Origin of the sequence: Enterobacter cloacae complex sp. P16RS2, assembly GCF_014982155.1 — a bacterium.
Classification (GTDB): Bacteria; Pseudomonadota; Gammaproteobacteria; order Enterobacterales; family Enterobacteriaceae; genus Enterobacter; species Enterobacter cloacae_M.
In genome coordinates, this window is the sequence record NZ_JADCKW010000013.1 from 20,732 (window position 1) to 33,855 (window position 13,124).

Sequence of the window (13,124 nt, forward strand, 5' to 3'; positions counted from 1 at the left end):
TCCTCCTGAAATAAAGATGCCACGTCAGCGTGGCATTGATGGCGGCTATTATACCCAGATTTCAGCGAGGCGGTTTGTTCAGGCGCAAATTACTGCTTCCAGAGTATTTTGCTCACTTTCCAGCTCTTGAGCGTGTCGTCAGACGGCATCAGACCTTCCGGACCGCTCCAGGTTCCGGTGAAGACATAGCTGATGTGCTGGCTGCCTTCAGCCTTACATTCCACCGCGACCTTGTCGTCAGACGGCACGCTGGTGCAGTTGCCAAAAGCCTGCTTATAAAGCTCGCTAAACGGCGTACCCACCTTTACACCGCTCGCCGTCGGAATATCTTCATCCATCACAGCGATACGGTTTACGGTGCCTTTGTCACCGTTAATCACCAGCGCAAGCTTGTCACCCTTCAGCGCTTCGTAATAGCGAACAATATTGCCATTCTCCGTTTTCATGCCGCTGCGCAGGCGGTAATCGCCGCTGAGCGCATCCTGAATAGCGTCCTGATCCAGCGCCGTCGCGGCGGTAATTTTCCCCACGCCCTGCTCGGTCACTTCCGTTGATGAGCCAAACCAGTTCCACGGATACGCGGCGGACCAGTTAATGGAGGAGAGCGTCGAACAGCCGGTCAACGCCAGCGGGAGAGCGCATAAAAGTAAACGCAGCGATTTCATTGAAACGTCCTTTCTTGTTAAATCAACGCTTGTTGGAGTGCGACATCGGCAAAAAGTGCCGGATTAATCATCCTGATGCGCAAAACAGGCGCGAAGACGCGGGTTGGTCAGCAGCCACAGCAGGGCCACAATATCGGCAACCACCAGCGCAACGCCGGTACCCGTCAGCGGTTCACCGTACCACCAGAGTACCGGCTGCCAGAAGAGCAGCGCAATCTGGGCGAGGATCAGCAGCCAGCGAAGCGCGCCCCAAAAGCGTGGTATCAAATGCCGCCGTCCGCTGCATAAAAAAGCGACCACCGCCGGTATGCCCGGCAGCAAGCCGAGCCAGAAGGCGTCATGATCGGGATAAAAGAGATTCAGCAGCGTGTCGCCCTGCCCGCGCGACGCGGCGGCCATCACAAACAGCACCCAGGTTCGGGCCTGAAGCAGCAGAACGCACCAGAATAAAAAGGGCAGCCTGACGCGGCCCTGCGCGTCAAAGTCTGCCGGATGGATCTCAGTACTCTTCATCTTCGATCAGACGCTTTCCTAAACTCAGCACGTCAGAATGCTCGTAGCCCAGACGCTCATACATGCCCAGCACCACGTCGTTATCTTCCCGCACCATGATCTGGATTTTCGGGCAGCCACGGGCGATCAGCTTCTTCTCGAGCCGGTTCAGCAGCGCATTGGCGATGCCGCGGCCACGGTATTCGGGGTGGACGCCCAGATAATAGGCCGAGCCGCGGTGGCCGTCATAACCGCCCATGACCGTCCCCACAACCTCGCCGTTGACTTCCGCGACCAGAAACAGACTGACGTCGTGATTCACCTTACGTTCGATATCCATTTCCGGATCGTTCCACGGACGCAGCAGATCGCAGCGCTCCCAAAGGGTGATCACCTCTTCGAAATCTTCCTGGCGAAAAACGCGTATCTCCATGGTATTAACCGCCTTTTCGGGTTTAAAAACAGTGATTATGGCGCGAAGCTCGCCTTTCGCCAATAACCGGGGAAAATCTCGCCAAAATTTGGCATAATGTCACTTTGTCACGTATTGAAATGAAAAGTAAAACAATTCTCAACATGGACTGTCGTAACTGGAAACACGATACGATATAACACCAGGACCCCATTTTTTAGTATTCAGGCCGCATGAGCACATTCAAACCATTAAAAGCACTCACATCGCGTCGTCAGGTTCTCAAAGCGGGGCTGGCGGCCTTAACGTTAACGGGCATCGCAAAGCAGGCTCATGCGAAAGACGAGAGCACGCTCAAAACCAGTAACGGACACAGCAAACCGAAAACCAAAAAGCCGGGCGCGAAGCGCCTGGTGATGCTCGACCCGGGCCACGGCGGTATTGATACCGGCGCCATCGGCAAAAACGGGTCAAAAGAAAAACACGTCGTGCTGGCAATTGCAAAAAATGTGCGCGCAATTTTACGCAGCAACGGCATTGACGCCCGTTTGACGCGCTCTGGCGACACCTTTATTCCGCTGTATGACCGCGTAGAGATCGCCCACCAGCACGGTGCGGATCTGTTTATGTCGATCCACGCCGACGGCTTTACCAACCCTTCCGCGGCCGGCGCCTCGGTGTTTGCGCTTTCCAACCGTGGCGCCAGTAGCGCCATGGCAAAATACCTCTCCGACCGCGAAAACCGCGCGGATGAAGTCGCCGGGAAAAAAGCCACTGACAAAGATCACCTGCTACAGCAGGTGCTGTTCGACCTCGTGCAGACGGATACGATCAAAAACAGCCTGACGCTCGGCTCGCATATTCTGAAGAAGATTAAGCCGGTGCATCGTCTGCACAGCAAAGGCACCGAGCAGGCGGCGTTCGTGGTCCTGAAATCGCCGTCCATCCCGTCCGTGCTGGTGGAAACGTCCTTTATTACCAACCCGGAAGAAGAGCGGCTCCTCGGCACCACGGCGTTTCGTCAGAAGATCGCCAACGCCATCGCCTCCGGCATTATCAGTTACTTCAACTGGTTCGATAACCAAAAAGCGCACTCCAGGAAACGTTGATGAAACCCGATGCTCAACTGGTAAAAACCTTCCTGCTGCAGCTGCAGGATGAGATCTGCCAGAAACTGGCCGCCGCAGACGGCGGTGAATTTCAGGAAGATAACTGGCAGCGTGAGGCCGGTGGCGGCGGGCGCAGCCGGGTTCTGCGTAACGGCGGCATCTTCGAACAGGCAGGCGTGAATTTTTCCCACGTTCACGGCGACGCCATGCCCGCGTCTGCGACGGCGCATCGTCCTGAGCTGGCGGGCCGCAGCTTCGAGGCGATGGGCGTTTCGCTGGTAGTGCACCCGCACAACCCGTTCGTGCCCACCAGCCACGCCAACGTGCGCTTTTTCATTGCGGAAAAACCGGGCGCCGACCCTGTCTGGTGGTTCGGCGGCGGTTTCGATTTAACGCCCTACTACGGCTTCGAAGAGGATGCCGTGCACTGGCACACCACCGCGCGGGACCTTTGCCTGCCGTTTGGCGAAGACGTCTACCCGAAATTCAAAAAGTGGTGCGATGACTACTTTTACCTGAAGCACCGCGACGAGCAGCGCGGCATCGGCGGGCTGTTCTTTGACGATCTCAACGCGCCTGATTTTGATACCGCGTTCAGCTTTATGCGCGCGGTAGGCGAAGGCTACACCGACGCCTATCTGCCGATTGTCGAGCGTCGTAAAAATACCGATTACGGCGTGCGCGAGCGCGAGTTCCAGCTTTACCGCCGCGGGCGCTACGTGGAGTTCAACCTGGTATGGGATCGCGGGACGCTGTTCGGCCTGCAGACCGGCGGGCGCACGGAGTCGATTCTGATGTCGATGCCGCCGCTGGTGCGCTGGGAGTACTGTTACGAACCAAAAGAAGGCAGCCCGGAGGCTGCCTTGCGTGAGTTTATTCAGGTTCGGGACTGGGTGTAACCCTCCCCTCACCCCGGCCCTCTCCCTTTGGGAGAGGGTTAGGTGAGGGTAAAAATTACAGCGGCTGCGTCTGCGCCTCAACCACCGCCAGCGCCACCATATTCACGATACGGCGCACGGAGGCAATCGGCGTTAACACATGCACCGGTTTCGCCACGCCCATCAGTACCGGCCCTACGGTCACCCCTTCAGAGCTGGAGACGCGCAGCAGGTTATAGCTGATACGCGCCGCTTCCACGTTCGGCATAATCAGTATGTTGGCCGATCCCTTCAGCGGGCTGTCCGGCATACGTTCGTTACGGATGCTTTCCACCAGCGCGGCATCGCCGTGCATTTCCCCGTCAATCATCAGCTCCGGCGCACGCTCGCGCACCAGCTCCAGCGTCTGACGCATTTTGCAGGCCGCCGCGGATTTAGACGAACCAAAGTTAGAGTGCGACAGCAGCGCCACCTTCGGCTCGATACCAAAGCGACGCACGGTCTCGGCGGCCATCACGGTGATCTCCGCCAGCTCGTCCGGGGTCGGATCGTCGTTAACGTAAGTATCCGCAATAAAAGTGTTGCCGCTTGGCAGCAGCAGCGCGTTCATCGCCCCGGCGGTATGGACGCCGTCGCGATAGCCGAAAATCTCCTGCACCACGCTAAAGTGCTCGTGGTAGTCGCCGATGGTGCCGCAGATCAGCGCATCCGCCTCGCCGCGATGAACCATGATCGAGCCGATCACCGTCGTGTTGCTGATGACGGCTTTCTGCGCCTGCTCCTGGGTGATCCCCCGGCGCTTCATGATCGCGTAGTATTCGCTCCAGTACTCTTTGAAGCGCGGATCGGATTCGTTGTTAACGATCTCGAAGTCGACGCCCGGCTTAATCTGCAGGCCCAGCTTCTGGATACGCATCTCAATCACGCTCGGACGACCAATCAGGATCGGTTTCGCCAGGCCTAAGGTGATCAGCTCCTGGGTGGCGTGCAGCACGCGCGCCTCTTCCCCTTCCGCCAGCACCACGCGCTTCGCGTCGGCGCGCGCCTGAGAGAAGATCGGCTTCATGAAGAGGTTCGTTTTATAGACGAACTCGGTGAGCTTATCGATGTACGCGTCGAAATCGTGGATCGGACGCGTCGCCACGCCGGAGTCCATCGCCGCTTTGGCAACGGCTGGCGCAATTTTAACAATCAGACGCGGGTCGAACGGTTTTGGAATGATGTAGTCCGGGCCGAAGCTCAGATCCTGATCGCCATACGCAGACGCAACCACTTCGCTCTGCTCGGCGTGCGCCAGCTCCGCGATGGCGTGAACGGCGGCAAGCTTCATCTCTTCGTTGATCGCCGTTGCGCCGACGTCCAGCGCGCCGCGGAAGATGAACGGGAAGCAGAGCACGTTGTTGACCTGGTTCGGGTAGTCCGAACGGCCGGTACAGATAATGGCGTCTTCACGCACCGCTTTCGCCAGCGGCGGCAGGATTTCCGGCTCAGGGTTCGCCAGGGCCAGGATCATTGGCGCACGCGCCATCTTCTTCACCATCTCCTGGGTCAGTACTTTCGGACCGGAGCAGCCGAGGAAGATATCTGCGCCGTCAATCACGTCGTCCAGGGTGCGTTTACCGTCGTCGTCGACCGCGTACGCCGCTTTGGTTTCCGCCATGTTCGGCTCGCGGTCTTTATAGATAACGCCCTTGGAGTCGCAGACCACAATGTTGTGTTTCTGCATACCCAGCGCCACCAGCAGGTTCATACAGGCGATGGCCGCGGCGCCTGCGCCAGAGACCACCATGCGCACGTCGGAGAGATTTTTCTCTACCACGCGCAGGCCGTTGAGAATCGCGGCGGTGCTGATAATCGCGGTCCCGTGCTGGTCATCGTGGAACACGGGAATGTTCATACGCTCGCGCAGCTTCTGCTCGATATAGAAACATTCCGGCGCTTTGATGTCTTCCAGGTTGATCCCGCCGAAGGTCGGCTCCAGCGCGGCCACCACGTTGATGAATTTGTCAGGATCGAGTTCATCCACCTCTATATCGAACACGTCGATACCGGCGAATTTCTTGAACAGTACCCCCTTCCCTTCCATCACCGGCTTACCGGCCAGCGCGCCGATGTTGCCCAGCCCCAGCACCGCCGTGCCGTTAGAGATCACGGCGACAAGGTTGCCACGCGCGGTGTATTTGTAGGCCGCCAGCGGGTCTTTTTCGATTTCCAGACACGGTGCAGCCACGCCCGGCGAATAGGCCAGCGCCAGATCGCGCTGGGTTGCCAGCGGCTTGGTTGGGGAGACCTGGATTTTCCCCGGGACAGGAAACTCGTGAAAATCGAGGGCACTCTGTTTCAACTGCTCATCCATCTTATTTTTCCTTTCACGTATCGGTCAAAAGGGTGACGTAAGCGATCCTGATGCACACCCTGGTGTGCCGCCTAGTATCGCCTCAGGCCGCCTCCTAAACTTTGAAGGCAGCCAAACTCTCACCATCACACATTAAAAATTGTTATCAATTTATAACAGCCATGTTACCCGTCTCAAAAGCAATGCCTCCCCCGTCTGCTATGCTTTTTTGTTAAGTCCATCATGATTTTTTCAGAAGTGTGAACTAACGCACTCATCTAACTCTTTTATTTCCAAGGAGTAATTATTTATGAACCAGCTAGACGGCATCAAAAAATTCACCACCGTGGTTGCAGACAGCGGCGATATCGAGTCGATTCGCCACTATCAGCCGGAGGACGCGACCACCAACCCTTCGCTACTGCTCAAAGCGGCAGGGCTTGCCCATTTTAGCCATCTGATTGATGACGCCATTGCCTACGGTAAACAGCGCGGGAAAACGCAGGAGCAGCAGGTCGCCGAAGCCAGCGATAAGCTGGCGGTTAATTTTGGTGCGGAAATTCTTAAAAGCATCCCGGGCCGCGTCTCGACCGAAGTCGACGCCCGCCTCTCGTTCGATAAAGAAAAGAGCATTAATAAGGCGCGTCGCCTGGTGGAACTTTACGAGGAGCAGGGGATCGATAAATCACGCATTCTGATCAAGCTGGCCTCCACCTGGGAAGGCATCCGCGCGGCAGAGGTGCTGGAGAAAGAAGGCATCCACTGCAACCTGACGCTGCTGTTCTCGTTTGCCCAGGCGCGCGCCTGCGCAGAGGCGGGTGTGTTCCTCGTCTCGCCGTTTGTCGGGCGCATCTACGACTGGTATCAGGCGAAACAGCCGATGGATCCGTACGTGGTGGATGAGGATCCGGGCGTGAAATCGGTCCGTAATATCTACGACTACTACAAACAGCACCGCTACGAAACCATCGTGATGGGGGCCAGCTTCCGCCGTACCGAGCAGATCCTCGCCCTGGCAGGCTGCGACCGTCTGACCATCTCCCCTAACCTGCTTCAGGAGCTACAGGACAAAGAAGAAACGGTGATCCGCAAGCTGGTGCCGACCTCCACCGTTCTGCCAAAACCGAAAGCCATGACCGAAGCGGAATTCCGCTGGGAGCACAATCAGGACGCCATGGCCGTGGAAAAACTGGCGGACGGCATCCGCCAGTTCGCCGTCGACCAGCGCAAACTTGAAGACCTTCTCGCCGCCAAACTTTAACCTTGCCACGGAGTGAACTATGTCCCGTAAAGAGCTAGCCAATGCCATTCGCGCCCTCAGCATGGATGCCGTGCAAAAAGCCAATTCCGGCCACCCCGGCGCGCCGATGGGCATGGCTGATATTGCCGAAGTGCTGTGGAACGACTTTCTGAAGCACAACCCCAATGACCCGACCTGGTACGATCGCGACCGCTTTATTCTCTCCAACGGTCACGCCTCAATGCTGCTCTACAGCCTGCTGCACCTTTCCGGTTACGATCTGCCGCTTGAGGAGCTGAAAAACTTCCGCCAGCTGCACTCCAAAACGCCGGGGCACCCTGAGATTGGCTATACGCCAGGGGTGGAGACCACCACCGGGCCGCTCGGTCAGGGGCTGGCCAATGCGGTTGGGCTGGCAATTGCCGAACGCACGCTGGCGGCGCAGTTTAACCAGCCGGACCACGAAATTGTCGACCACTATACCTACGTGTTTATGGGTGACGGCTGCCTGATGGAGGGGATTTCCCATGAGGTCTGCTCCCTGGCGGGCACGCTGGGGCTCGGCAAGCTGATTGGCTTCTACGATCACAACGGCATCTCCATCGACGGGGAGACCGAAGGCTGGTTTACCGACGACACGGCAAAACGCTTTGAAGCCTATCACTGGCACGTGGTGCACGAGATCGATGGCCACGACCCTGAGGCGGTGAAAAAAGCGATTCAGGAAGCGCAGAGCGTGAAGGATAAACCGTCCCTGATTATCTGCCGCACGGTCATCGGCTTCGGCTCGCCGAACAAGGCGGGCAAAGAGGAGTCGCACGGCGCGGCGCTGGGCGAGGAGGAAGTCGCGCTGACCCGGCAAAAGCTGGGCTGGAAATATCCGCCGTTTGAGATCCCGAAAGAGATCTACAGAGCCTGGGATGCCCGTGAGGCGGGTGAAAAGGCCCAGCAGGCCTGGAACGAGAAGTTTACCGCCTACAAAAAAGCGCACCCGGATCTCGCTGCCGAGTTTTCCCGCCGCATGAGCGGCGGCCTGCCGGAGGACTGGGACGATAAAACCCAGGCGCTGATTGAAAACCTGCAGTCCAACCCGGCGAAAATCGCCACCCGCAAGGCGTCGCAAAATACCCTGAACGCAATCGGCCCTCTTCTGCCCGAACTGCTCGGCGGCTCGGCGGACCTGGCACCGAGTAACCTGACCATCTGGTCGGGCTCAAAATCGCTGAAAGAGGACATCGCCGGGAACTACATCCACTACGGCGTGCGCGAGTTCGGGATGACCGCCATTGCCAACGGCATCGCCCATCACGGCGGGTTTGTGCCGTATACCGCCACCTTCCTGATGTTTGTCGAGTACGCCCGTAACGCGGCGCGCATGGCGGCCTTAATGAAGGCGCGGCAGATTATGGTCTACACCCACGACTCCATCGGGCTCGGGGAAGACGGGCCTACGCACCAGGCTGTGGAACAGCTGGCAAGCCTGCGTCTGACGCCGAACTTCAGCACCTGGCGTCCGTGCGATCAGGTCGAAGCGGCGGTGGGCTGGAAGCTGGCGGTAGAACGCCACAATGGCCCAACGGCACTGATTCTGTCACGCCAGAACCTGTCGCAGATTGAGCGAACCCCGGAGCAGGTGAAGAACATCGCCCGCGGCGGCTACATCCTGAAGGACAGCGGCGGCAAGCCGGACGTGATCCTGATTGCGACCGGCTCCGAGGTGGAAATTACGGTGAAAGCGGCGGAGAAACTGACTGCCGAAGGACACGCGGTGCGCGTGGTGTCCCTGCCCTCAACGGATATTTTTGATGCCCAGGACGAGGCGTACCGTGAATCGGTCCTGCCGTCCAGCGTCGCGGCTCGCGTAGCGGTGGAAGCCGGTATTGCCGACTACTGGTACAAGTATGTCGGGCTCAAAGGGGCGATTGTTGGCATGCGGGGTTACGGTGAATCCGCCCCTGCCGATAAGCTGTTCCCGTACTTCGGCTTTACCGTTGAGAACGTGGTGGAGAAGGCGCTGAGCGTGATCTAGTGCGGTCTGCGTTGCCGGGGGGCGGCTACGCCTTACCCGGCATAAAACTAGCGCGTGATCCATAGCGTGGGCCAGGCATCTGGCCCGTTCCAGTTGTCGCAGCTGGGCTCCTCGGCGTAGCGCACCAGGCGGAAGCGCTGGCCGTCAAAACGCCAGCGCGTCTGGATCCCGCAATCACCCAAACCGCGCCCCAGCGCGAGCGTTGTCAGCTCGCGCGTCTTTTCATCGAAGCTGGCGTTCATCAACTCCATTTCGCTCCCGTCGCCTGACGGCGTAAACGGCAGACGCAGCCTGACGCTGCGCGCGGTGAACGGTTTTTTACGCGATACCAGCCACGCCAGATCGACCGTGTTATAGGCCCCCGCCTCGCAGCTAACGATCAGCAGCGCTTTGTCATCGGTTAACGCGGTGACGCGCACTTCCCGGCGGTTAGGATCCAGCGAGCACTGGCTGGTGTTCATCCGCCCGGTGCCATAATCCAGCAGATCGTTCAGTTCGGCGTGGGAGAGCGGCGTCGGTGTCGGGTTGACGACCGCCACCTTTTTAAGGGCTGGAGCAGGCGGAACGCTTAACGGCGGATCGTCACCTTTCTTGATCCACGCGGTTTCGCTGCCGACGCGCTTTTGCTGCGCATCAATGAACAGCAGCGCGGCTTTCAGACCGCTCAGTGAAATAACCTGCTTACCGTCGCGCAGGGTCAGGGCCTTCCCTTCCTGGATGTTTTTCAGAAAGGCGGTGATGGTAGCCGCATCGTCCGTTTTAAGATGCCAGGGCGTGAGCTGCCAGCGCTGTTTGTCCAGCTTCAGGGGAACGTTATCCAGCAGCAGCCGGGGGGCAATCTCTGGCTCTTTGACCGAGGGCGCATCAAGACCGCCGAGATCGATACGCAGCGTGGCGTCCGTTTTCGCCCCGGCGCTACGGGTGAGCGTCATGACCAGACCACGGTGTTCACCGGTATTGCGTGCGAGGCAAAAATTCTGGTTATTGCAGGTTACCTGCCAGTCGGAGAAGGCTTGCTGGGCAGGTGCAGCCCGCACCTGCGGCGCGAGGAGCACACAAAACAGGTAAAACAAAAAGACGCTGTAGCGCATGAATGACACAATCCCGGAACGAAAACGCTTAACTGGGCAGTATCTTCGTGCTCCCGCCGGGGTTGCTCAATCGGATTTATCAGATATACCCGAAAAACAGGCTATATCCGTTCGAAAGTGGTGTTCATTAGCCCGGTTGTCTGTAAATACTGCAGTAATATCACCGCTTTACCATCCCTGATTTCGCCTGAACGCATCATCTCCAGCGCCCGGGCAAAAGGAAGCTCCAGCACTTCGATATCTTCATCCTCCACGCCACCGCCGCGGTGAGTGCGCTGCGCGTCGCTGTATTCCGCGATGAAGAAATGCACAATTTCCGTTACGCCGCCCGGCGACATAAACAGCTCGAAGACCTTTTTGACCTCGCCCACTTCGAAGCCGGTTTCTTCCACGGCCTCTTTGCGGATACAAACTTCCGGCTCATCATCATCGAGCAGGCCCGCGCAGGTTTCAATCAGACGTCCGTCAGGGTTGCCATTAACCCATGTCGCCACCCTGAACTGACGGATCAACACCACGCTCTGCTTTTCACGGTTATAGAGCAGAATGGTTGCCCCGTTGCCGCGGTCGTAGACCTCTCGTTTGTGGCGTATCACCTCACCGTTGTTACGCGTAAGGTCATAGGTGATGTTACGCAGAACAAAGTAGTTTTCAGAGAGAATTTTGTCTTTGATAACGTCAATTTTCAGAGTCATACGGGCTCCACAACACAATGAGTCGTCCTATACTACGCCGTGAATCCCGCTTTGTCGCCCGCCGGTTTAATGATGTTTTGGCGCGTTAACTCCAAGCCAGTCGAGTATCCCCTGCGCCGCATGACGTCCTTCCGCCATGGCGGTCACCACAAGATCCGCACCGCGTACCGCATCGCCTCCGGCGAAGATCTGTGGGTTAGTCGTCTGATAACGGTAGCGGCTCTCAACCGAAGCAACGATCCGCCCCCGGTCATCCGTTTCGACACCCTGCGCCTGCAGCCACGGCATCGCATGCGGGTTAAAACCAAACGCCATGATGACCGCATCTGCCGCCATCACGAACTCGCTGCCCGCTACCGGAACCGGTCGACGCCGTCCCTGCGCGTCCGGTTCACCGAGCTCGGTACGTAGCATCCGGATACCGTTGACCTTACCGTTCGGATCCAGCGTCAGCTCAACCGGCTGAACGTTAAATTCAAACGCCGAGCCCTCTTCTCGGGCATTCTTCACCTCTTTCTTCGAGCCCGGCATATTGGCCTCATCCCGACGATAGGCGCAGGTTACCTTCGCCGCGCCGTGGCGTAACGCGGTGCGGACGCAGTCCATCGCGGTATCGCCGCCGCCAAGCACCACCACGTTTAAGCCATGGGTGTCGATGAACGGTTCGCTGGCCGTCGCCTCCAGCCCCATAACGTGCCGCGTGTTGCCCACCAGGAAAGGCAGCGCGTCATAGACCCCAGGCGCGTCCTCGTGCGGGATACCCGCCTTCATCGAGCGGTAGGTTCCCACGCCAATAAACAGGGCGTCGTAATCCTGCTTTAACTGCGACATCGACACGTCCTGACCCACCTCGCAGTTCAGCTCGAAGCGGATCCCCATCGCGGTAAATATCTCTCTGCGCCGCGCGAGCAGCGATTTGTCCAGCTTGAATGCCGGGATGCCAAAGGTCAGCAATCCGCCAATTTCCGGATGCCGGTCATAGACCGTCACACTCGCTCCGCTGCGCGCCAGCACGTCGGCGCACGCCAGCCCGGCGGGCCCGGCGCCGACGATCGCGACACGTTTACCTGTCGGCGTGACGGCGGACATATCCGGCCGCCAGCCCATCGCCAGCGCCCGATCGGAGATATAGCGCTCGATGTTACCGATGGTCACGGATCCCGCCTCTTCACGTATTGTGCAGGTACCCTCGCATAATCGGTCCTGCGGACAGACGCGGCCGGTAATTTCAGGTAAACAGTTGGTCTGATGAGAAAGCTCGACCGCGCCGGCGATATCCCCCGCGTTGAGGCGCTCGATCCACTGCGGGATGTGGTTATGCAGCGGGCAGGTCCATTCGCAAATGCTGTGCTCGCCGCATTTCAGGCAGCGCGACGCCTCGCGGGCGGCCTGTTCGGCCCGAAACGGCAGGTAAATTTCGTTAAAATGGCCCACGCGCTCTGCGGCAGCGAGTTTATCGGGCTCGCCGCGTGGCGGGGTTGTTTGCATCTGCTGCAGTTTGGTGCGCGAAGCGTCTTCTCTGACGGCCTCCGCATGCCAGGGCTGCGCCTCCAGGCAGGCCGTGCGCTGGCGGCGCGATTTCGCCAGATTATCAAGGACAGCAGGCGTCGCGAGGGAGAGAACGTCTGCCGGGCAATTTTCGATACAGGCCGGGCCGCGTGGCCGCGTCAGACAGAGATCGCATTTATTCGCCGAGGCCTTCACGCCGCCGCTGTCGAGCGGGGTGACGATAATCTCCATCGTGCCAAACGGGCAGGCCACCGCGCAGGCCTTACAGCCGATGCATTTTTGTTGATTCACCTGTACGCTGTCATCGCATTTGCTGATGGCGCCGTTCGGACAGCTTTGCGCGCAGGGCGCATTTTCACAGTGATGGCAGGTGACGGGGCTACTCTTCTCGCCGGACCTCAGGACCGTAATGCGGGGGTGAAAATGGCGCTCGCTCAGGACGTGCTGCTCATCGTTGTGCGCCATCACGCAGGCCACTTCGCAGGCGCGACACCCGATGCACTGCTGGCTGTTAGCCATAATAAAACGATTCATAACCACACCTGTTTTTGGTTCAATAACCTTATTCTTTATATGAATATGGTATTTACGCATCACGGCGCGATCGGGCAATGTTCAAATGCCCGGAATGCCGAATTATTTACAGTGAACCTGTAGCAGATCAATTTT

At 58.4% G+C, this 13,124-nt stretch carries 11 protein-coding genes; 4 read left to right on the top strand and 7 right to left on the bottom strand.

The features are described from left to right. Window positions 1–89: 89 nt before the first annotated feature. The 3 genes from INF68_RS09125 to INF68_RS09135 form a co-directional block, all read right to left on the bottom strand. On the bottom strand, window positions 90–665 hold the full coding sequence (locus INF68_RS09125) for an RpoE-regulated lipoprotein (protein ID WP_109845414.1): 576 nt from the start codon (window positions 663–665) through the stop codon (window positions 90–92). A gap of 63 nt (window positions 666–728) precedes the next feature. Beyond that, on the bottom strand, window positions 729–1,178 hold the full coding sequence (locus tag INF68_RS09130) for a DUF2919 domain-containing protein (protein ID WP_126787081.1): 450 nt from the start codon (window positions 1,176–1,178) through the stop codon (window positions 729–731). After that, a complete protein-coding gene (locus tag INF68_RS09135) occupies window positions 1,165–1,590 on the bottom strand; it encodes a GNAT family acetyltransferase (protein WP_023308738.1) in 426 nt (141 codons plus the stop codon). The genes INF68_RS09130 and INF68_RS09135 overlap by 14 nt, the downstream gene beginning before the upstream one ends. Before the next feature lie 212 nt (window positions 1,591–1,802). Here INF68_RS09135 and amiA point away from each other — a divergent pair, with 212 nt between their 5' ends. After that, a complete protein-coding gene (amiA, locus tag INF68_RS09140; protein ID WP_126787080.1) occupies window positions 1,803–2,678 on the top strand; it encodes an N-acetylmuramoyl-L-alanine amidase AmiA in 876 nt (291 codons plus the stop codon). Then, complete coding sequence (gene hemF / locus INF68_RS09145; protein ID WP_039263704.1) at window positions 2,678–3,577, top strand: oxygen-dependent coproporphyrinogen oxidase; 900 nt, start codon at window positions 2,678–2,680, stop codon at window positions 3,575–3,577. Before amiA ends, hemF begins: the two co-directional genes overlap by 1 nt. A 55-nt stretch (window positions 3,578–3,632) precedes the next feature. On the opposite strand, the gene maeB is transcribed toward hemF, so the two are convergent. Further along, on the bottom strand, window positions 3,633–5,912 hold the full coding sequence (maeB, locus tag INF68_RS09150; protein WP_126787079.1) for an NADP-dependent oxaloacetate-decarboxylating malate dehydrogenase: 2,280 nt from the start codon (window positions 5,910–5,912) through the stop codon (window positions 3,633–3,635). Window positions 5,913–6,201: 289 nt separating this feature from the next. Here maeB and tal point away from each other — a divergent pair, with 289 nt between their 5' ends. Together tal and tkt are read left to right on the top strand one after the other, a co-directional pair. Then, window positions 6,202–7,152, top strand: a complete 951-nt coding sequence (gene tal / locus INF68_RS09155) for a transaldolase (protein WP_033146157.1) — start codon at window positions 6,202–6,204, stop codon at window positions 7,150–7,152. A gap of 19 nt (window positions 7,153–7,171) precedes the next feature. After that, window positions 7,172–9,160, top strand: coding sequence for a transketolase (gene tkt / locus INF68_RS09160; protein WP_126787078.1), 1,989 nt, complete (start codon window positions 7,172–7,174; stop codon window positions 9,158–9,160). Between the two features lie 47 nt (window positions 9,161–9,207). On the opposite strand, the gene INF68_RS09165 is transcribed toward tkt, so the two are convergent. From INF68_RS09165 to aegA, 3 genes are all read right to left on the bottom strand, one after another. Then, window positions 9,208–10,251, bottom strand: coding sequence for a DUF1176 domain-containing protein (locus INF68_RS09165; protein ID WP_126787077.1), 1,044 nt, complete (start codon window positions 10,249–10,251; stop codon window positions 9,208–9,210). A 101-nt stretch (window positions 10,252–10,352) separates the two neighbouring features. Beyond that, entirely contained in the window at window positions 10,353–10,946 is a 594-nt protein-coding gene (nudK, locus tag INF68_RS09170) for a GDP-mannose pyrophosphatase NudK (RefSeq protein WP_023308745.1), read from the bottom strand. A gap of 66 nt (window positions 10,947–11,012) precedes the next feature. Next, a complete protein-coding gene (gene aegA / locus INF68_RS09175) occupies window positions 11,013–12,989 on the bottom strand; it encodes a formate-dependent uric acid utilization protein AegA (protein ID WP_193525309.1) in 1,977 nt (658 codons plus the stop codon). Window positions 12,990–13,124: the final 135 nt, after the last annotated feature.

What these genes read in the sequence shown, in the direction of transcription:
- INF68_RS09125 (WP_109845414.1), bottom strand. Translation starts at nt 665, where the DNA reads ATGAAATCGCTGCGTTTACTTTTATGCGCTCTCCCGCTGGCGTTGACC.
- INF68_RS09130 (WP_126787081.1), bottom strand. Translation starts at nt 1,178, where the DNA reads ATGAAGAGTACTGAGATCCATCCGGCAGACTTTGACGCGCAGGGCCGC.
- INF68_RS09135 (WP_023308738.1), bottom strand. Translation starts at nt 1,590, where the DNA reads ATGGAGATACGCGTTTTTCGCCAGGAAGATTTCGAAGAGGTGATCACC.
- amiA (WP_126787080.1), top strand. Translation starts at nt 1,803, where the DNA reads ATGAGCACATTCAAACCATTAAAAGCACTCACATCGCGTCGTCAGGTT.
- hemF (WP_039263704.1), top strand. Translation starts at nt 2,678, where the DNA reads ATGAAACCCGATGCTCAACTGGTAAAAACCTTCCTGCTGCAGCTGCAG.
- maeB (WP_126787079.1), bottom strand. Translation starts at nt 5,912, where the DNA reads ATGGATGAGCAGTTGAAACAGAGTGCCCTCGATTTTCACGAGTTTCCT.
- tal (WP_033146157.1), top strand. Translation starts at nt 6,202, where the DNA reads ATGAACCAGCTAGACGGCATCAAAAAATTCACCACCGTGGTTGCAGAC.
- tkt (WP_126787078.1), top strand. Translation starts at nt 7,172, where the DNA reads ATGTCCCGTAAAGAGCTAGCCAATGCCATTCGCGCCCTCAGCATGGAT.
- INF68_RS09165 (WP_126787077.1), bottom strand. Translation starts at nt 10,251, where the DNA reads ATGCGCTACAGCGTCTTTTTGTTTTACCTGTTTTGTGTGCTCCTCGCG.
- nudK (WP_023308745.1), bottom strand. Translation starts at nt 10,946, where the DNA reads ATGACTCTGAAAATTGACGTTATCAAAGACAAAATTCTCTCTGAAAAC.
- aegA (WP_193525309.1), bottom strand. Translation starts at nt 12,989, where the DNA reads ATGAATCGTTTTATTATGGCTAACAGCCAGCAGTGCATCGGGTGTCGC.